Here is a 19,081-nt window from a genome sequence, read left to right on the forward strand (position 1 = left end):
TAAAACAGTGTCCCGACGACCACGCCGTCGGGACACTGTTATGGGATATTCGGCCGGGTTAGGCGTCGCCGCCTTCACCACCTGAGTGGCCCGCGTTCGGGTTGGACAGGTCGTACTTGTCAATCGCCTGTTGGAGTACGGAGCGGTCCATCTGGCCCTCTTCGACAAGGCCCTGGAGGGCGCGGATCACAACCGACTCGGCGTCGATCTTCAGGTAGCGACGCGCCGCTGCGCGAGTGTCGGAGAATCCGAAACCGTCCGCGCCAAGCGGGTAGTACTTGCCGGGTACCCAGCGAGTGATCTGGTCATGAACCAGGTGCTCAAAGTCGGAGGTTGCAATGGTTGGGCCTTCAGCCTGCTCCAAAACGGAGGTGATGTACGGCTTGCGAGCTTCCTCGTTCGGGTGTTCGAAGTTGTACTTGTCTACCGCACTCGCTTCACGGCGTAGCTCGGTCCAAGAGGTGACCGAGTAAACGGCTGCGTCAACGCCCCAGTCATCGCGCAAAATCTGTCGGGCCTCGCGAACCCACGGTAGGCCCACGCCTGAGGCAAGGAGCTTAACTCTCGGGCCGTTGCCCTCGAAGTCGTCAAGCATGTACATGCCCTTGATCAGGCCGTCGACATCAAGGTTTTCCGGCTCTGCGGGCTGGTGGATCGGCTCGTTGTAAACCGTGAGGTAGTACATGACGTTGCGATCGCGGCCAGACTCGTTCGGGCCGTACATGCGCTCAATTCCGTCCCTCACGATGTGGCGAATCTCGTAAGCGTAGCCCGGATCGTAGGTGACCACAGCGGGGTTCGTGGAGGCAATGATCGGCGAGTGGCCGTCCATGTGTTGCAAGCCTTCACCGGCAAGCGTGGTCTTACCCGCAGTAGCGCCAATGATGAAGCCGCGCGACAGCTGGTCTCCGGCCGCCCAAAACTGGTCTGCCGTCCTTTGGAATCCAAACATCGAGTAGAAGATGTAAACCGGAACCATCGGGAAGTTGTGCGTTGCGTAAGAGGTGCCCACAACCTGTAGAGCAGCCGCAGAACCGGCTTCGTTAATGCCCGTGTGAAGAACCTGACCTTCCTTTGCTTCCTTGTAGGAAAGCATCATGGAGGCATCCACGGCCGTGTAGTTTTGCCCGTGCGTGTTGAAGATCTTAGCGGACGGGAAGATGGCATCCAGGCCGAACGTGCGTGCCTCATCGGGGATGATCGGCACGATGTACTTGCCGAACTCCTTATCCCTAATGAGGTCTTTCAAAAGGCGCACGAACGCCATGGTGGTGGCTACCTGCTGGGCGCCCGACCCCTTGGCAAGAGCGTCGAAAGGCTTGTCCGCCGGCATTGGCAAGGCTTTGTCTTCCTGATGGCGCGAGGGGAGGAAACCGCCAAGCTTAGCGCGGCGCTCAAGCATGTACTGCAAGGCCGGGTCGTCATCAGCCGGCTTGTAGTACGGAGGCAGGTACGGGTCCTTCTCGAGTTCCTCATCCGAGATCGGAATGCGCAGGAGGTCGCGCAGGCCCTTGAGGTCATCAACCGTGAGCTTCTTCATCTGGTGGGTGGCGTTGCGGCCAGCGAAGTGTGAGCCGAGCGCGTAGCCCTTAATGGTGTGCGCGAGGATGACGGTGGGCTGGCCGGTGTGTTCGACAGCGGCCTTGTAAGCGGCATACACCTTGCGGTAGTCGTGGCCGCCGCGGCGCAGATCCCAGATCTCGTCGTCGGTCCAGTTTTTAACCATTTCCTTGGTACGCGGGTCGCGGCCAAAGAAGTGCTCGCGCACGTATGCACCGTCGTTTGCCTTGAACGTCTGGTAGTCGCCGTCAAGGGTTTCGTTCATGATGTTTACAAGAGCGTGATCCTGGTCGGCTTCTAGCAGACGGTCCCAGCCTCGTCCCCATACAACCTTGATTACGTTCCAACCGGCACCGCGGAAGAACGATTCGAGTTCCTGAATGATCTTGCCGTTACCGCGCACCGGGCCGTCCAGGCGCTGCAGGTTGCAGTTAATGACGAACGTGAGGTTGTCCAGGCCCTGCTGGGCGGCGAGTTGGAGCATGCCGCGTGACTCTGGCTCGTCCATCTCTCCGTCACCGAGGAACGCCCACGTGTGTTGCTGCGAAGTGTCTTTGAGACCGCGTAGCTCCAGGTACTTGTCGAACCAGGCCTGGTAGATCGCTTCGGCGGGGCCCAGGCCCATGGAGACCGTGGGGTATTCCCAGAAGTCGGGTAGCTGGCGCGGGTGCGGGTAGGAGGGGATGCCATGCTCGGTGGATACCTGCTGGCGGAATCCGTCCATCTGCTCTTCAGTGAGCCGGCCTTCCAGGAAGGCGCGCGCGTAAACACCGGGGGAGGAGTGGCCTTGGAAGAACACGTGGTCGCCACCGCCGGGGTGGTTTTTACCACGGAAGAAGTGGTTGAAACCAACCTCGTAAAGGGTCGCTACCGAAGCATAGGAAGAGAGGTGGCCGCCAACTCCAACACCGGGCCTCTGGGCGCGCATGACTTGAACGGCAGCGTTCCAGCGCATCCAGCGGCGGTACTGACGCTCGGTCGCCTCATCGCCCGGGAAGTAGGGTTCTTGATCAACTGGAATGGTGTTGATGTAGGGGGTGGTGAGTTCAAGAGGAATTTGAACGTCTTTGCGACGCGCTTCTGCGAGCATATGAAGCAGGATGTAGCGGGTGCGCGGCCCGCCTTTTGCTTCATAGAGGCTTCTTAGAGATTCCAGCCACTCCTCGGTTTCGTGCGGATCATTGTCCGGCACTTGACTCAGCATGCCATTGACTACTGGGCGGTGATCAACTTCAGCCACGAATCCTCTTTCTCTCGAAACGTATCCACTAATGGATCGTATAGTTTTCTTTGGTTCTAATCATTCCCGGTTTTGCGGGTTTTTGCACTAGGTAAAGTGTCGATTTGTTTATACGTGTGCGTGAAAACACAAGATGACTGAAAGTGTGGGCGGGCGCCGCCTCGTCTTGGCCCGCATGTGGACTATTTGGCGCGCACGCGCGTAAAACTTCGGTAGACTGGGCGCGTGATATCAAATTCTGATTCCCGAAAGGTGGATCCGACGGCTCTTTCGAGTCTCGGTTATAAAAGCGGCCAGATTGTGCAAGAGTTCTATTGGGACGAAGATACCGATGATTCTTTGCGTGCTGCGGTTGAAGACGCAACGGGCAATGAGCTCGTAGACGTTGATTATTCAGACGTGGTAGATGGCGTGATTGTCTGGTGGCGTCTTGACGATTCGGAGGAGGACGATCTGGCAGATGTTCTGCTGGATGCGTCGGCAAACATGGACAATGGTGGGGTCGTCTGGGTGCTGACTCCGAAGTCGGGTACTCCAAATCATGTTCCGCCAGCGGTGGTGGCGGATGCCGCGCAGGTTGCGGGTATGAGCGCCACGTCTGCTGCCATGGTTTGTGAGGACTGGTCGGGCATGCGTTTAATCGCGCAGGCTCGGCAGTAGACTGAGACTATTACCACTATTTTACAAAACGATGGTTTGAAAGATGCAATTTGCTCCCGGAGTTGGATATGATCTTTGACGTTCCATTCCGTTGGAGTTGGGCCTATAGCTCAGTTGGCTAGAGCGCCACGTTTACACCGTGGATGTCGGGGGTTCGAGTCCCTCTGGGCCCACAGTAGCCCGCGCTAGCGCGCGGGTTTTTCTTTTGCCGCGTGGGTGATCCAGTTTGCTTTCCTTCCAAGGACTTGCCTGCATAAAAGGGTGTGGCCCCGCTTGTGCGGAGCCACACCTAGAGCCGACCGGTTTTGAGGTATCAACCTCATCGGCTAAGTAGGTTCCCGTTAGGATTGACTATTGCCGTCGTTTGGAGGCTCCGGCCGGGGATCTTGTCCATCCTTTAGGGTTTCAGCCTGCGGGTCAGCCAGGTGCAAGCCGGCAGATTCTCTAGAACCAGAACCACCCATCGCGTGGCCTTGAACTATCTTGCTTGAGGTTCCCTTCAACGGCTGTGTTGTCTGCCCAACGTGTGCTGAACCCGAATCATCATGGTCTAGATTTGCGCGCAATACCTCGTTCTTGCGTTCAACGTTTAAGAAGAACAGCAAGCCAAGAATGAGTGTGTTCGCGATCAGTGGTACCCACAGGTACATGAACGAGATCATCTGTAGTGCAGATTCGGTTTGCACAGTGGCTTTGCCGTCGTATCCGCCATACTCCAGTAACCATCCAGCAACAGCTGTGCCAACTCCAGAACCAATCTTCACTCCCAGTGAGGAACAGGAGAACATCATTCCATCGATACGCTTTTTTGTGCGCAAGAACGTGTTTTCACTAATCTCTGCAATAAGTGCGTTGAGAGTTCCTTGCAATGGGCTCATGCCAAGGGATGCGAGTCCAGAGAAGAACAGCATGAGCGGGATGGATCCCATCGACGCGGCAAATACGACGCCTAACCGGCCAAGCACGGCAATGATATAGCCGACGATAGTAACCGGTTGCATCCGCCCAATCTTTTGCACCACTATCGGTGTCACAAGAAGCCCCACGATGAGAGGAATGTTGATTGCCCACGCAAATACGCCCAGTAGGTTTGCATTACCCAGAATGTAGGTCATGAAGTAAATGCCCATGTTCAACGTGGCGGTGAAGAACTGCATCAAGATGAAGCAAACCACAATTATCACGTAGTAGCGATTTCCAAGGAGCTTAAGCGCCTCAAGGAAGCTGAGCTCGTCATCCTTAGCAGCTTCCGAGTCTCCCTCAGCCAGCTCAGTGGGGGACAGCTCCTTGACTGAAAATACAGCCAACGAGTTCGAAAGGATGCCGATTATGGCGTAAATGATCGCCATGTTACGCCACGCTGCTGCATCGCCTCCCATAGCTTGTACGGCTCCAACCGTGATCGTCTGGATCATGAGGCTAGTGCCAAAAGCGAACATGAAGCGGATTGAACCCATCTGCACGCGCTCGGACCTGTTCTTAGTAATAAGAGCGGTCAAGGCAGCGTAGGCGATGTTATTCGCAGTGTAGAAAACTGCATTCAACAACGTGTAGGTGATGAAGAACCAGGCGTACTGGGCGGTTGCCCCTAAAGAAGTTGGGATTGAGAAAATCAGCACCAACATGGCAGCGCAACCGAAGAAAGCATAGAACATCCACGGTCGTGCCTTACCCATCTTGGAGTGGGTTTTGTCCATCAAACGCCCAAAGATGATGTCAGAGAAGCCATCGAAGAACTTCGACAGCATCATTAGAGTTCCAATAATTCCCGCGTTCATTCCCACAGTGTCCGTGAGGTAGATCATTACGAACGCTGAGAGGAAGGCATAAACCACGTTTCCTGCGATGTCGCCAGAACCGTACCCTACTTTGTTGTACCACTTAAGGTATTTCTTTTCTTCCATGGCTTATCGTCTCCTTGCTCAGCCAGAAACCTTGAATGTGAATGAGAAGTTAGTTGTCTCAAAATCGACTCGGTACTGCTTAAGTAACTTTGGCCCGCAGCTTTGCGAACCGATGCCGGCGTGAAGGTGATCGACGCACAAGATTGTGCAGTCAGCTTCTTCCAGGTTGAAGTAGTGTGTTTTAGCAGTTAGCTCTTCCTGAGTGAAGTAGGAAGCGTTGAAAGAAAATGCGTTCTCGCTACCCACTTCTACGCACAGGTCTTCGCCGCGTAGTGCCAAGTAGTCACAATCTGACCGCAAACCATTTTCTTGGGGTCGCAAGTAGGAAACGAACAGGTCGGCAATGTCGGATGTGAACTGGCCATGCCAAGCGCTACGACGCTTATCAATGTAGTTTTCGTGTGGGCCAAGCCCCGCCCAGTTAGCCTGTTGCAATGATTTGTCGAAGAAGAAGCGTAGTCCAAGGCGAGGCAGTTCAGGAAACTGCGTGTCCCTTTGAACTTTCGCATTCACCTGGACGATTCCATTAGGCTTAACAATCCAGTCGATGTTGGCCTTCAAAATCGGTTGCAGTGATTTTGACACCACGGCTACGTGGCTACTCACGATTACGCCGCTTTCACCGGTTGAGACACTTACTTCGTAGGCATGTGGGTAGGTGCGGTCATAGCGTGCACGTTCCCAAAGCGGGCGGATGTACATGTCATTATCGGTAGGCGCCCTCCAGATATTGAGCTCGGCAGGCTGAGTCAGTAGGTTCTTCCCGCTCCTAGATAAAGCTGTGAGCATCCCGGTGTGACGCGAAAATGCATAGCTAAACTCGCTGGCTTCCACAAGTATTTCCAGTGGTGTTTCCTGCACTTTGGTGGCGTTTGAAATTTGGGTTTGGCGAGCCTCTTTAACCAGTTCGAGGGCGCGCGGAGTATGCGGTTTTGCATTGGAGAGGGAAAGCTCGTCAATGCCAAGCAAATGCCCCGGTTCAAGGAAAGCCAGAGGGCGGGTGAGGATGGTTTCCACCCGTAAATAGCATCGGCCGTCAGTGGGAATGTCTAGCGACAACGGGAGGGTGACGGTCTTGTGGGCTGGCAAACTCGGAAGTGTTAATTCACCGCGCTCTTGAACGCCATCCACGACTTTGATCCATTCTAGATGGGCATAATCAGCTGCGTTTAGGTGGTCGGCAGTGTTGGTGACGCGGAGCTCTCCATTTGCTTGGTCATATTCGCAACGAAGCGGACGGTATACATTTTTTGCTTCTAGCAAACCAATGTGAGGCACCCGATATGGAGATACCAAGCCATCTACGCAGAAGTTACCGTCGTGAGGATCTTCCCCGCTATCGCCGCCGTAGAGCAGATTTCCTGCTTCGTCTTTCACAGCGTGGTCAGACCACTCCCATATGAATCCGCCGCACATGCGCGGATCGGCGCCAACCACAGCCCAAAAATCCTCTAAGTCGCCCGGGCCGTTGCCCATCGCGTGACAGTATTCGACCAAAAGGAACGGTTTATCGCCCAGTTCGTTCAAATACTTTGCGATATCGGTCAGCGGCGGATACATCCGGGCGTAAAGGTCGATGTTTCGGTAGTCGTACTTTCGGTCAGTGGAACGGTAAAACGCGCTTTCGTAGTGCGTCACGCGGCTAGGGTCAAAATTTTTCACCCATTCCAATGCGATTTCGAACGTTTGCCCATAGGCGCACTCATTGCCCGCAGACCAAGAGAAAATACTAGGCCGGTTCTTTTCGGAATGGATACACCTTTCCATCCTGTCCATCGTGGAGGCTATCCAATCGGGGTTGTCAGCGATGGGCTTGTTCCAATGCTCCACAATGTTTTCTTCAGACTCATCTGCCAAAAGCCGGTTTCTAGTACCGTGGCTTTCATTGTCGGCCTCGCTCATAACATAAAAACCGGCTTCATCGCACAAATGGTAAAACTGGGGGCAGTTGGGGTAGTGGGCGGTGCGAATAGCGTTAATATTGTGCTCGCGCATTAGACGTAAATCTCGTTTAATGTGCTCAACAGAAACTACTGGACCGGTGTCTGGATCAGAGTCGTGCCGATTGACGCCCTTTAGTTTTATGGCAGTGCCATTGAACTTTAAGACGCCGTTTTCAATGCTTACTTCCCTGATGCCAACGGTTTCTGTGATTACTTCCGCATCCGTTTCCATTACCAATCGATACAAAAACGGGTCACCGGGATGCCACATGCGCGGGTTTTGAACAGTGAATTGCGCCGTGTGGGTGTAAATCCCCGCGTCATCGGTGTAGGGCGTCAAGGTGGCGCTGCCGATCTCGTCCTCGTCGCGAAGTAAAGTGGCGTTTACTGGCAGCGAGTTGCCAGCGAAGTTTGCGCGCACAGTTACCTCAGCATTGTTTCCTCTCATTTCGGTAGTTACGAAATAATCGTTTAGGTGTGATTCAGGGCGGGATAATAGGTAAACGTCGCGGATGATCCCGGTAGTGCGGAACTTGTCCTGGTCTTCTAAATAACTTCCGTCACACCATTTGAAAACCAAAACGGCCAGCGTATTTTCGCCGTCCTTCAAAAACTGCGTGACGTCAAAAGCGGATTGGGCGTGTGTTACCTGCGAATAGCCCACATACTGCCCGTTCACCCACACGTAAAAGCAAGAATCAACGCCTTCGAATACCAGGTGAGCCTGCGGCGCTGCCGGGTCTTTACGGTAGGTGAACACGTGCCGGTACGCGCCCGCCGGGTTGTTATGCGGAACGTGTGGAGGGTCGAACGGGAACGGGTAGTTGATGTTCGTGTACTGGTGGCCATCCCAGCCGTTGAATTGCCACGCCCCTGGAACAGGAATCGTGTTTTCGAGGTCAGTGCTTTCAGGTGCAAAGAAGCGCTCGGGTACCGATTCCAGGTTTGGGTAGTATCCGAAACTCCACTGGCCATTTAAAAGTTGGAAACGGTCTGAGTGTTCGCGATCCAAATTAAAGTTACGTTCGCACTTATTCCCGTTGTGATAAAGATTTGGGGAAATAGGAATGTAGTAGGCGCGAGGTTTCAGCGTATTTTCATGTAAAACGTTCAAATCTCGATGGTGAACCTGTAACTGCATTTATTTCTCCTGTCAATGCATTAGCGGACGGCCACTCGCACCTCACGGTGTTATCGATGCCACACTTATGATAACGATAACACTGGAATGAGTTGCGCACGTCACAATCGATCTTTTCTATCTGATATGCTTCATAGGTGACAGGAACAGAAAAGCGGGAAAGTGGGGCCGCTTCCATTCACGACGTGGCGCGGGCGGCGAACGTCTCCGCTCAAACCGTTTCGCGCGTGACACGCGGACATAAAAATGTTTCCGAGCCTACCCGTATGCGTGTTCTCAAAGCCATATCCGAACTCGGATACACCCCCAATCGCACCGCGCAGGCATTGCGCACGGGTTCCTACGGCGTTATTGGGTTGCTCACCCAAGAGATTCGCCGCACTGGCGAGGCCCATACCGCTAACGGTGTGATCGATAGGGCCGCCCAGTTAGGCTATTCGGTCACCTTAGTTCAAGTGGAGCATCCGCACACTCCCCAGGTTTACAAAGCAGTATCTCTGCTCTCTCAAGAAGATATTGACGGCCTTGTCATTGTGCAGGCGGGAGATGCCAACGCCAATCAACTTTCACTACCTCCTAACCTGCCTGTTGCGTCCTCGGATTCTAATCTGGTGCATATGCATCCGGCAGCCTCAGCTGATCAAGTAGGGGGTGTGCGCAAGGCCGTGAATCATCTACTAGACCTAGGCCACCGCACTGTTTATCATGTGCGCGGCCCGCATCATTCGCGTTCCGCTCAGGTTCGTGAAGCGATTTGGCGCGATGTATTGACAAAAGAGAATCGCCAGATCCCACCCATAATCTTGGGAGATTGGAGCGCAAAGTCAGGTTATGAAGCGGGTAAGGAAATAGCGCAAAATCCCGATGTTACCGCCGTTTTTTGTGCTAACGATGAAGTCGCATTGGGCCTTATTCGAGCGCTACATGAACGGAATATGCGAGTGCCCGAGGACGTTTCGGTGATCGGGTTTGACGGGATCGAATTGGGGGAGTTTTCTTTCCCGCCTCTGTCCACCGTGAAGCAGGATTTTTATGGAGCTGGCGTTGGCATGGTAAATCTGATCCACCGTCAGATCCAAGGAGATACCGAGAACCTACACATAACGATTCCCACCCAACTCATTCTCCGCGGCTCCACCGCTGCCCCAGCCGCGCGCTAGGGAATACCCCCGTTTTAAGAACGCGACAAGAAGTGATAGTTGCGGATGAGGACGCCTCTCGAAAACCTAAAACCCAATGCGGGTATTTGTAGCAGGCAAAGGTAGCTCTTCGATAGTCTCAGTACATGCTTAATGTTGCGCAGATTATGGAAATTATGGAGGCCCGCTATCCGCAGCGCCTCCAAGAGTCGTGGGATAAGAACGGCCTAATCGTTGGGGATCCTGAACAGAAGGTAAGCAAGATCCTCCTGGCTGTTGATCCTGTTGCCGAAACGGTTGCGCAGGCGATTGAGGATGACTACGACATGCTTATTACGCACCATCCTCTCTACCTGCGCGGCACCAGCTTCGTGTCGCGTTTAGATTACAAGGGCAGGATCGTTCACGACCTCATCAAATCCGACGTGGCCCTCATGAACGCGCATACCAACGCTGATTCGGCGGCGCGCGGCGTGGCTTGGGCACTTGCGCAGGCGGTCGGTATTGAAGGTGAACCGTTTGATCCCATCGACGAGGATGAAGCGGGTACCGCTCGCGATTTGGGGCGCATCGGCAAACTCGAAGCGCCGCAAACACTACGCGAGTTCGCTGACCTAGTGGCAAAAGCCCTCCCCGCTGGCCCACACGGCATTTTCGTGGGTGCGCCCGGTGGAGATCTTGAAGCGCCGGTCAGAACTGTTGCCGTGTCGGGAGGGTCTGGCGACTCGTTCCTCGTGCGCGCTCGCGAGCTTGGGGCCGATGTATACGTCACCGCGGATCTGCGCCACCATCCGGCGAGTGAACACCTTGAAGAGGGCGGTCCGGCCCTCATCTGCGGTTCGCACTGGGCAACTGAATGGCTGTGGTTGCCGCACTTGGCAGATGATCTTGAAGAAGCCGCAGAGGAGACGGGCGTGCAACTACAGGTGGATGTTTCGCGATTTGTTACCGAACCGTGGAACCTGCACTTGGAAACCCTTGGATAAACTATTGGGGTAGGGCGCGTCAGCCTAATACACTTTGATTAGAACTAAAAGCACTACCTAGTGAAAGAGCGGGCATAGTGAAAGCTTCAAAAGCGGACCAGGTGAAACTTCTTGAACTACAACAGGTTGACACGCGGATCTTGCAGTTGCGCGCGGCCCGCAGTAAACACCCGGCGGTCAAAGTGCTCGACGCCCTTGAGGGACGGAAAGCTGATCTGGAGCGCGCAAAAGTAACCGCGCGCTCCGCCGCAACGGACGCAAACCGTGAAGTGAAGCGAGTTGAGAACGATCTGGAGCGCCTCACTTCCCGTCAAGACGTGATGAGCGAGCGTCTCGCGGCAGGCGAAGGATCTCACAAAGACCTCACTGCCATGCAGCATGAGCTGAACCAGATGGCCCAGCGTCGCAATGTCCTCGAAAATGAGCTGATTGACGTTATGGCTACGTTCGAGGCAGCGCAGGAAACTATTTCGGAACTAGACCGCCAGACCGAAGCCGTGGGAGCCGATGAACAGGCCGCGATCGCGCAACTTCAAGATGCGATGGGTGAGGTCGAAGTCGAACTTAATGAAAAGCTTGCAAAACGTGACGAACTTGCGGGCGAAATCGACTCTGAGCTGCTAGATGAATACGAGTACTACCGCGAGCGCACCGGCGGCATCGGCGTGTACGAGGCGAAGGGCCGCCAGATCGTGGGCATGGTTGTAGATCTTCCCGAATCGGAATGGCATGACATCACTATGCTCGCCGAGGATGAAGTGCTCATGTCTGACGAACTTGAAGCAATCATCGTTAAAACCGAGTAGGGGCTAGCTCGTCACAATCACGAGCTCGAGATGGTCGCGGCGTTGTCTAACTTCGACGCCCGTAAAATCGGCGCCGGTCAGTGAACGCGCGGTATCGAGCACAAAATCGATGGACCCGTCAGCCTCACTAGCGCGCTCCAGTAAGGCGCCAGCGAGGATTCCGCGGTATTTCTTCGCATTGTGTGAAACCACGGTGCGTTTCCCGTCGCGCTCGCGCACCGCATTCACTCGGATGAGGTCGCATTCGGATGAAGTTCCCGGCCAGGCTTTTTGGTACGCGCCAGAGCGCGCATCAACCACTACGCGATGGTGGGCGCGCTGTTCCATGAGGGGCTCGAGGTATTTCTTCCACCAGGGGGCAAGGTTTCCCAAACCGGGTAGCTTTGTATCCATTGATAGGCGGTAGGGCGGGATGGGGCAGGCCAGGTCTACCACTCCGAATAGGGCAGATTGAACCCAGATCTCAAAGTCCGGGCTCGCCGTGTACTGCGCACCGATCTCGCCAAATCGGCCAGCTTCGTAAAGTACGCCTGAATAAACTTGCCAAGCGGGGCCAGCTTGCGCTGAACGCAGGTGCTTGTTTGCTTCCACCTCGTCTGCAATGGTCTTGCCTACTTTTAGGATTTCCAGGGCGTCGCGCCGCGCGGAAGTTTCAATCAAGCAATCGAGCACGCTCTGGCGTGCATCTGCGAGCTGCGTGGAAAACGGGGCAATCGCGTCGGCATCAAAATTGACGGTCGAGGCGGGAAGGGTCTTGCCTTCAGACGGAGGTAAAAGTACAAGCATGCGTCCAACTCTAGTAGACTTGGGCGGCGGAGAAGATGGCTGGATGGCCGCGACATTGTCGAGGAACGTCCGGACTCCACAGGACACGGTGGTGGCTAACGGCCACCCGGGGTGACTCGCGGGATAGTGCCACAGAAAACAAACCGCCCGTTTTTGGGTAAGGGTGCAAAGGTGGTGTAAGAGACCACCGCGGCCCAGGTGACTGGGCTGGCAGGGTAAACCCCACCGGGAGCAAAACCAAGCAGCGCGCCGGGCTGTCCGTCCAAAGCGCGCGGGTAGGTTGCTAGAGGCCGCTGGTAACAACGGCCCGAGATAGATGGCCATCGAAGGGGCTTCGCCCTGGAACAGAATCCGGCTTATAGGCCGTCTTCTCCGCCTCTACTTATATAGTTTCTCCCTCATCTATTAGTCAATGAGGGAGAAACTACAATCTGCGCCAACTGGTCCTGGTCCAGCTAGAAACAGCGCAGCTTAGCCCAGCTAGGCAACCTATATTGTCATGTAGCGCTTTGCGAGCGCGGCGGCACCTACAATGCCCGCAGTGTTGAACAACTTGGCGGGAACCATGGGTGTTTTGATGTCGATTAGTGGAATGAACTGGTCATGTTTCTTAGACACGCCGCCGCCCACAACAAACAGGTCGGGGGTGAACAGCATTTCTAGGTGAGAGTAGTATTTGGTGAGCCGCTTTGCCCACTTCTTAAACGACAGGCCTTCAGCGGTGCGCACTCCCGATGAAGCGCGAGATTCCGCATCGTAGCCATCGATTTCAATGTGGCCGAGCTCCGTATTGGGCTGCAACTGTCCGTTGTAGATCATCGCAGTGCCGATGCCGGTGCCTAGCGTGGTGACAATCACGAGGCCGTCAACGCCCTTGGCTGCGCCGAAGACGACCTCGGCGTAACCGGCAGCGTCAGCATCATTAACGGGGTATACCTTGCGGCCAAGTTCAGCTTCCATTAACTCGGTGACGTTCACACCTTCCCATGACTTGTGCAAATTGGCCATGAACAAAACCACGCCGTGTGAGACAGGAGCGGGGAACGTGATGCCAACAGGCATGTCAGCAGGCAAATCAAACTGGTAAATCAGTTCTTTACAGGTTTGCGCTACGGCTTTGGGAGTGGACTTTTTTGGCGTGGGGATGCGCACGCGCTCGGTAGCGAACTCGCCGGTGTCAAGGTTGACCACGGCTCCCTTGATACCAGAGCCGCCGATGTCTATGCCAAAAGCAAGGTTTTGTTCCACTGCTTGTTCCATGGTGTGCTCCTTAGTTTTAGCGCAGGGTGAGGATCTCGGCGCCGTCCTCGGTAACTGCGATCGTGTGTTCAAACTGGGCGGTACGAGATCGGTCTTTGGTGACAACCGTCCAGTCGTCGTCCCACTGCTCCCATTCGATGGAACCGAGAGTGAGCATTGGCTCAACGGTGAAGACCATGCCAACTTCCATTATTTCGGTTGCGCGCGGCGAATCATAGTGAGGGATGATGAGCCCGGAATGGAAGGCTTCGCCAACGCCATGCCCCGTGTAGTCGCGCACTACACCGTAGTCGAAGCGCTTGGCGTACTTTTCAATGACCCGACCAATCACGTTGATTTCACGGCCAGGCGCGATTGCCTTAATCCCGCGATACATAGCTTTCTCGGTGCGCTCGCAGAGCAGGCGAGATTCCTCATCAACCTCACCAACGGTAAACATGGCGCAAGTGTCGCCGTGTACCCCGTCGATGTAGGCGGTTACGTCGATGTTGACAATGTCGCCCTCTTCTAGGGGGCGCGAGTCGGGGATCCCGTGGCAAATCACTTCATTGATGGAGGTGCAACACGATTTCTTGAAGCCCATGTAGTCAAGGCAGGAAGGGTAGGCGTCTTGTCCGATGATGTAGTCGTGAACTATTTGATCCAAGTGGTCAGTGGTTACGCCAGGTGCTACAGCCTCGCCGGCTTTAGCTAGAGCATCGGCCGCGATTTTGCCAGCCCGGCGGATCTTCGCAATGGTTTCAGGCGTTTTGATATCAGAGGTGGTGACTACCTCCGGCCCGTCATGAAACAGGTATTCGGGTCGCTCAATGTGGTCTGGAACGTGTCGCTTAGGAGAGATGAGTCCCGGTTTTGTGTTACCGAGCGGGGCGCGAAGCGCTAGCTGTGATGCGGAGGTCATGAATCTTGCTCTCTAGTTGGTTTTGTAATGGTCTGGGCCGGGGAAGGATCCGTCTTTCACTTCTTCGGTGTAGGCAGAAACCGCGTCTTTTAGGCTTTCGCGCAGGTTTGTGAATTTCTTGACGAAGCTTGGCACCCACTCGTACATGCCGGCCATATCAGCCCAGACAAGTACCTGCCCGTCCGTGTCCGGTCCGGCTCCAATTCCAATGGTAGGAACATGCAGGGCATCGGTCACGGCTTTGGCAACCGGGGCGGGAACGAGTTCGAGGACGATGGCAACCGCTCCAGCTGCTTGTAGCGCGAGTGCGTCGTCAATCATCTTCTGTTTAGCCTCGCCGCGCCCTTGCATTCGGGGGCCTCCGAGGGCATTTTCTGACTGTGGTGTGAACCCCAGGTGTCCTACAACGGGGATACCCGCCTGGGTGAGTAGTGCAACGGTGTGAGCGACTTCGGCACCCCCCTCGAGCTTGACGGCATTCGCTCCCACGCGGATGAGGCGGACAGCGTTATCGAATGCCACTTGCGAGTTCGCCTCGTACGCTCCAAACGGCAGGTCGGCTACAACGATCGGTCGGTTCACGCAGCGAGCCACAGCGGCGGTCGCGCGCTCCATGTCCTCCATGAGGACGGGAATGGTTGAGCCGTAGCCGAGTTGCACGTTGCCGTAACTATCTCCAACGAGGATCATGTCCACCCCGGCCTCTTCAAAAATGGGGGCGGTGAGCGCGTCGTATGCGGTAATCATCGTGAGCTTACGTCCGGCCTGTTTGGCCATCGCAAGGTGATGCATACGCCACTTTTTCGGTTCTTTGAACGATTCTTGGGCTGTATCTTCACTCGTCATAAATCCAATTATGCGCGGTAGCGTACAAAAGTCACTTCATGTGTTTTACGCGTGAGCTATTCGTCTAGAAAAGTGGGACAATTCCGCAGTTAGAGGCCGTAGGCGTTAGTCTGGTAGTCGTTGATAAGCGACAAGGATTGATATGTCGAACGTTGATGAGAATGTAGAAGTGAACCCTTTGGACGCTCAGCAAATGGATGCGGCTGTGCAGCGTGCTTTGGAGGCTATCAGTAGTGCTTCGACGCTAGAGGAACTGGCTGAGGCTAAGCGGGTGCATTTCGGTGACGGGTCTGCAGTGGTGCTTGCTAACCGTGCCATCGGGCAGCTGCCGGGGCCAGATAGGGCCGCCGCTGGTAAAGCAGTTGGCAAGGCGCGCGGAACGATCAGCGCTTCCCTCGAGGAGCGCAAAGCCTCGTTGGAGGCGGAAGAAGAAGCTCGCGTTTTGGCCATGGAGGCCGTAGATGTAACTGCTCCGGTGAAGCGCCAGCCCGACGGAGCACGCCATCCACTTCAGGTTTTGATTGAAGAGGTCGCGGATTTCTTCACCTCGATGGGCTGGGATATTGGTGAAGGCCCGGAGGTTGAGCACGAATGGTTTAACTTCGACGCGTTGAACTTCGACATTGATCACCCTGCAAGACAGATGCAGGATACGTTCTATGTCGATGGCCGCTCGGTTGGTGGCGAAGAACAGGACGATGCGCACCTGGTGCTACGCACGCACACGTCTCCCGTTCAGGCGCGCTTGATGCTCTCGCATGATCTGCCTCTTTACGTTGCGGTGCCGGGCAAGGTGTTCCGCTCGGACGAGCTCGACGCCACGCACACACCCGTATTCCACCAGGTGGAGGGCCTCGCGGTGGATAAGGGGCTAACGATGGCGCACTTGAAGGGCACCCTGGATCATTTTGCGAAAGCAATGTTTGGCCCCGAGGCTAAGACGCGTCTGCGCCCGTCGTTCTTCCCATTCACAGAGCCGTCCGCAGAAATGGACCTTTGGTTCCCACAGAAGAAGGGCGGCGCCGGCTGGATCGAGTGGGGCGGTTGCGGCATGGTCAATCCGAACGTGTTGCGCGCCTGCGGTATCGATCCCGACGAATACACGGGCTTCGCTTTCGGCATGGGGCTTGAGCGCACCCTGATGTTGCGCCACGAGATCGCTGACATGCATGACATTGTGGAGGGCGATCAAAGGTTCTCCCTCCAGTTCGGCACGACGGGGAAGGGGAACTAAGCATGCCAAACGTACCGATTTCTTGGCTTCGCGATCACGTGGAGGTTCTCCCCGGTACGGACGCGCAGCGCCTCGCCGCCGACCTGGTGAAGGTTGGTTTAGAAGAAGAGACGATTCACCGTGCAGCTGTGCAAGGCCCGCTGGTGGTCGGTCGCGTACTCACGTTGGAAGCCAAAGAGCAGACCAACGGCAAGATCATTAACTACTGTCGCGTGGATGTTGGCGCTCATAACGATGCTCCTGGTGAAGGCAAAGAGCCTTCGGATTTGCCCTCGCGTGGAATCATTTGCGGCGCCCACAACTTCGGGGTGGGAGACCTAGTTGTCGTTGTCCTTCCCGGCGGCGTCCTTCCCGGCGATTTCGTGATTTCCGCACGTAAAACCTACGGGCACATTTCTGACGGCATGATTTGTTCCGAACGCGAACTCGGCCTGTCGGATGAGCACGACGGCATCATCGTGCTTACAGAAAAATTTGATGAAAGCGAGATTCCTGCGCCAGGTGAGGACGTGATCGGCCTGCTCGGACTGGGCGAGGAACTACTGGAAATCAACGTCACGCCAGATCGAGGCTACTGCTTTTCCATGCGCGGCGTTGCAAGAGAATACTCACATTCAACGGGCGCGAAGTTCACGGATCCCGGTCTTGCGCAAAACCTGCAGACCCAGCCTCCGGCTGGCAACGCCGAAGGTTTCGAGATCCAGGTTGAGGACGAGGCTCCGATTCATGGCAAGGTAGGTTGCGACAGGTTTGTGACCCGCATCGTGCGCGGTATCAACCCAAATGCACCGACGCCAGCGTGGATGGTTAAGCGCCTCGAAGCAATGGGCATGCGCTCCATCTCGCTACCGGTTGACATCACCAACTACGTGATGCTGGATCTGGGCCAGCCCCTACACGCTTACGATTTGCATGCACTTGCAGAGCCGATCGTGGTGCGCCGCGCAAATGCTGGCGAGACGCTAGTAACCCTCGACGAGGTCGAACGCAAGCTGGACGCCGAAGACCTGCTGATTACCGATAGTCCTAACGGCCAGCGTGGTAGCCGAATCCTTGGCCTGGCTGGCGTGATGGGCGGCCAGTATTCAGAGGTCGAGGAGACCACTACTGACGTTCTGGTTGAGGCCGCTCACTTCCACGCCGTCTCTATTGCGCGCACTTCACGTCGCCACAAGATCCCGTCGGAGGCCGCAAAGCGATTTGAGCGTGGTGTGGACCCCGAGCTTCCCCCGGTTGCAGCGCAACGTGTGGTTGATCTGCTCGTGGAATACGGTGGTGGCGTGGCAGACGCGCCGGTTACCGATTACAACGAGGTTCCCGAGCGTAAAGCCATCGAGATGAAACTGGGCGAACCGGCCCGCTTGACCGGTGTTGAGTATGGCGAGCAGCGAGTTGTTGAGCTTCTCGAAATGATTGGCGCCACGGTTGAACGCCGGGAAGATGTTCTTCTTGTGACGGTTCCCTCCTGGCGGCCGGATCTGACGCAGCCGTGTGACCTTGTAGAAGAGATCGCCCGCCTAGATGGTTATGACAACATTGAGCCGGTACTTCCCAAGGCGCCGGCAGGTGTTGGATTGCCTAAGGCGCAGGTGGCTCGCCGTTTCGCGGCGCGCACGCTTGCGGATCGCGGTTTTGTTGAGGTGGGATCCTATCCGTTTATAGGTGATGCGCACGATCGCCAGCGCATTTTGTCTGGCGATGAGCGCCGCGAGGTTGTAACTCTTCGTAATCCGCTAGTGGATGGCGCGCCAAATATGCGCTCTTCCATCATTGATACGCTTTTAGAAACTGCGCAGCGCAACGCTGCCCGTGGAGCTGAATCCGTTCGCGTTTTCGAACTGGGTATGGTTACGCGCCCGCAGGGTACTAAGCCTTCGCCCATTCCTTCGGCAGAGCAGCGCCCCAGTGGCCGCGAGATCGGAGCTCTTCATCGCGGAACCCCCAAGCAGCCGTGGCACCTTGGTCTTGTTGCCGGTGGATCAGCGGTTGGTAGTGGTATTCGTGCCGGTTCGCGCGATTTCGATTGGGCTGACATTTTAGAGGCCGCCCTGGCGGTTGGTTCCGCGCTGGGCGTGCGGGTAGAAGTGGCGTCTCTGTACCGCGATCCGCAGGTTCAGTTGCCCCATGGAAAGCCTGCTCCAAAACCGGTTGCTACCCCGGCGGAAGCCGCGCCGTGGCATCCGGGTCGCTCCGCAGTACTGTTCGTCAGGCAAAAGAAAAATTTGGTTGAAGTTGGTCGTGCGGGCGAGCTTCATCCGGCCGTGGTGAAGGAATACGGTTTGCCTAAGCGCTCGGGTGCTCTTGAGCTCGACCTAGATGCACTGATCAAAGCAATGCCGGCTAACCCGATTACGGTTTCTGGCGTATCTACTTTCCCTGTGGTGAAAGAAGACATTGCGGTGGTTTTGGATGCGGATATCCCTGTCGCCATGGTAGTTGATGCGATCTACGCTGCTGGGTCAGACCTGCTTGAAGACGTGGAACTGTTCGACGAATACCGTGGATCGCAAATCGATGAAGGCAAGCGATCGCTCGCTTTTGCGTTACGTATGCGCGCATCCGATCACACGCTGAAGTCAGATGAGACGGCGCGGGTTAGAGAAGCGATCATCACGCGTCTTTCTAACCAGCTGGGCGCGAAACTACGCGCCTAATCAAGAAAGCGGAGGGTTCGC

General features: G+C 55.6%; 13 protein-coding genes, 1 tRNA gene and 1 other RNA gene. 8 read left to right on the top strand and 7 right to left on the bottom strand.

Features of this window, described 5'->3' with window-relative positions; translation table 11 throughout:
- Nucleotides 1–58: 58 nt before the first annotated feature.
- Entirely contained in the window at nucleotides 59–2,764 is a 2,706-nt protein-coding gene (gene aceE, locus HMPREF9238_RS08330; RefSeq protein ID WP_434056930.1) for a pyruvate dehydrogenase (acetyl-transferring), homodimeric type, read from the bottom strand.
- Nucleotides 2,765–3,025: 261 nt separating this feature from the next.
- Here aceE and HMPREF9238_RS08335 point away from each other — a divergent pair, with 261 nt between their 5' ends.
- Nucleotides 3,026–3,460, top strand: a complete 435-nt coding sequence (locus tag HMPREF9238_RS08335; RefSeq protein ID WP_232217646.1) for a DUF3052 domain-containing protein — start codon at nucleotides 3,026–3,028, stop codon at nucleotides 3,458–3,460.
- Nucleotides 3,461–3,559: 99 nt separating this feature from the next.
- Nucleotides 3,560–3,633: transfer RNA gene (locus tag HMPREF9238_RS08340), tRNA-Val, on the top strand.
- A gap of 168 nt (nucleotides 3,634–3,801) precedes the next feature.
- Here the strand turns inward: HMPREF9238_RS08340 and HMPREF9238_RS08345 are convergent.
- Both HMPREF9238_RS08345 and HMPREF9238_RS08350 read right to left on the bottom strand, forming a co-directional pair.
- On the bottom strand, nucleotides 3,802–5,364 hold the full coding sequence (locus HMPREF9238_RS08345) for an MFS transporter (protein WP_016445020.1): 1,563 nt from the start codon (nucleotides 5,362–5,364) through the stop codon (nucleotides 3,802–3,804).
- Between the two features lie 18 nt (nucleotides 5,365–5,382).
- Nucleotides 5,383–8,448: a glycoside hydrolase family 2 gene (locus HMPREF9238_RS08350; RefSeq protein ID WP_016445021.1), complete on the bottom strand. Its 3,066-nt coding sequence runs from the start codon at nucleotides 8,446–8,448 to the stop codon at nucleotides 5,383–5,385.
- 137 nt (nucleotides 8,449–8,585) lie between these two features.
- Here HMPREF9238_RS08350 and HMPREF9238_RS08355 point away from each other — a divergent pair, with 137 nt between their 5' ends.
- The 3 genes from HMPREF9238_RS08355 to HMPREF9238_RS08365 all read left to right on the top strand — a co-directional run bounded on the left by HMPREF9238_RS08355 (nucleotide 8,586) and on the right by HMPREF9238_RS08365 (nucleotide 11,379).
- A complete protein-coding gene (locus HMPREF9238_RS08355) occupies nucleotides 8,586–9,608 on the top strand; it encodes a LacI family DNA-binding transcriptional regulator (protein ID WP_232217647.1) in 1,023 nt (340 codons plus the stop codon).
- A 125-nt stretch (nucleotides 9,609–9,733) separates the two neighbouring features.
- Nucleotides 9,734–10,573, top strand: a complete 840-nt coding sequence (locus HMPREF9238_RS08360; protein WP_016445023.1) for a Nif3-like dinuclear metal center hexameric protein — start codon at nucleotides 9,734–9,736, stop codon at nucleotides 10,571–10,573.
- Nucleotides 10,574–10,650: 77 nt separating this feature from the next.
- Nucleotides 10,651–11,379 (top strand): zinc ribbon domain-containing protein, encoded by a 729-nt coding sequence (locus tag HMPREF9238_RS08365; protein WP_016445024.1) that lies wholly within the window; start codon nucleotides 10,651–10,653, stop codon nucleotides 11,377–11,379.
- Nucleotides 11,380–11,382: 3 nt separating this feature from the next.
- Here the strand turns inward: HMPREF9238_RS08365 and HMPREF9238_RS08370 are convergent, their stop codons facing one another.
- Complete coding sequence (locus HMPREF9238_RS08370; protein ID WP_016445025.1) at nucleotides 11,383–12,165, bottom strand: YaaA family protein; 783 nt, start codon at nucleotides 12,163–12,165, stop codon at nucleotides 11,383–11,385.
- A gap of 31 nt (nucleotides 12,166–12,196) precedes the next feature.
- Here HMPREF9238_RS08370 and rnpB point away from each other — a divergent pair.
- Nucleotides 12,197–12,540: RNase P RNA component class A (gene rnpB / locus HMPREF9238_RS08715), an RNA gene on the top strand.
- Nucleotides 12,541–12,654: 114 nt separating this feature from the next.
- Here rnpB and ppgK read toward each other — a convergent pair.
- Genes ppgK through panB form a run of 3 tightly spaced genes read right to left on the bottom strand, consistent with a single transcriptional unit; the run spans nucleotide 12,655 to nucleotide 15,172 of the window.
- Nucleotides 12,655–13,425 carry a polyphosphate--glucose phosphotransferase gene (gene ppgK / locus HMPREF9238_RS08375; protein WP_016445026.1) on the bottom strand — a complete coding sequence of 257 codons (771 nt, stop codon included), beginning with the start codon at nucleotides 13,423–13,425 and terminating at the stop codon, nucleotides 12,655–12,657.
- 16 nt (nucleotides 13,426–13,441) lie between these two features.
- The gene (map, locus tag HMPREF9238_RS08380; protein WP_016445027.1) at nucleotides 13,442–14,326 is read right to left on the bottom strand and encodes a type I methionyl aminopeptidase; all 885 of its coding nucleotides are present in this window, start codon (nucleotides 14,324–14,326) and stop codon (nucleotides 13,442–13,444) included.
- A gap of 12 nt (nucleotides 14,327–14,338) precedes the next feature.
- Nucleotides 14,339–15,172 carry a 3-methyl-2-oxobutanoate hydroxymethyltransferase gene (panB, locus tag HMPREF9238_RS08385; RefSeq protein WP_016445028.1) on the bottom strand — a complete coding sequence of 278 codons (834 nt, stop codon included), beginning with the start codon at nucleotides 15,170–15,172 and terminating at the stop codon, nucleotides 14,339–14,341.
- 142 nt (nucleotides 15,173–15,314) lie between these two features.
- Between panB and pheS the strand changes: the two genes are divergently transcribed.
- Together pheS and pheT are read left to right on the top strand one after the other, a co-directional pair.
- The gene (pheS, locus tag HMPREF9238_RS08390) at nucleotides 15,315–16,406 is read left to right on the top strand and encodes a phenylalanine--tRNA ligase subunit alpha (RefSeq protein ID WP_016445029.1); all 1,092 of its coding nucleotides are present in this window, start codon (nucleotides 15,315–15,317) and stop codon (nucleotides 16,404–16,406) included.
- Nucleotides 16,407–16,408: 2 nt separating this feature from the next.
- On the top strand, nucleotides 16,409–19,060 hold the full coding sequence (pheT, locus tag HMPREF9238_RS08395; RefSeq protein WP_016445030.1) for a phenylalanine--tRNA ligase subunit beta: 2,652 nt from the start codon (nucleotides 16,409–16,411) through the stop codon (nucleotides 19,058–19,060).
- Nucleotides 19,061–19,081: the final 21 nt, after the last annotated feature.

This window comes from Gleimia europaea ACS-120-V-Col10b (genome assembly GCF_000411155.1).
In the GTDB taxonomy this organism is placed as follows: Bacteria; Actinomycetota; Actinomycetes; order Actinomycetales; family Actinomycetaceae; genus Gleimia; species Gleimia europaea_B.

What these genes read in the sequence shown, in the direction of transcription:
- ppgK (WP_016445026.1), bottom strand. Translation starts at nt 13,425, where the DNA reads ATGGAACAAGCAGTGGAACAAAACCTTGCTTTTGGCATAGACATCGGC.
- map (WP_016445027.1), bottom strand. Translation starts at nt 14,326, where the DNA reads ATGACCTCCGCATCACAGCTAGCGCTTCGCGCCCCGCTCGGTAACACA.
- pheS (WP_016445029.1), top strand. Translation starts at nt 15,315, where the DNA reads ATGTCGAACGTTGATGAGAATGTAGAAGTGAACCCTTTGGACGCTCAG.
- pheT (WP_016445030.1), top strand. Translation starts at nt 16,409, where the DNA reads ATGCCAAACGTACCGATTTCTTGGCTTCGCGATCACGTGGAGGTTCTC.
- HMPREF9238_RS08345 (WP_016445020.1), bottom strand. Translation starts at nt 5,364, where the DNA reads ATGGAAGAAAAGAAATACCTTAAGTGGTACAACAAAGTAGGGTACGGT.
- aceE (WP_434056930.1), bottom strand. Translation starts at nt 2,764, where the DNA reads ATGCTGAGTCAAGTGCCGGACAATGATCCGCACGAAACCGAGGAGTGG.
- panB (WP_016445028.1), bottom strand. Translation starts at nt 15,172, where the DNA reads ATGACGAGTGAAGATACAGCCCAAGAATCGTTCAAAGAACCGAAAAAG.
- HMPREF9238_RS08350 (WP_016445021.1), bottom strand. Translation starts at nt 8,448, where the DNA reads ATGCAGTTACAGGTTCACCATCGAGATTTGAACGTTTTACATGAAAAT.
- HMPREF9238_RS08370 (WP_016445025.1), bottom strand. Translation starts at nt 12,165, where the DNA reads ATGCTTGTACTTTTACCTCCGTCTGAAGGCAAGACCCTTCCCGCCTCG.
- HMPREF9238_RS08360 (WP_016445023.1), top strand. Translation starts at nt 9,734, where the DNA reads ATGCTTAATGTTGCGCAGATTATGGAAATTATGGAGGCCCGCTATCCG.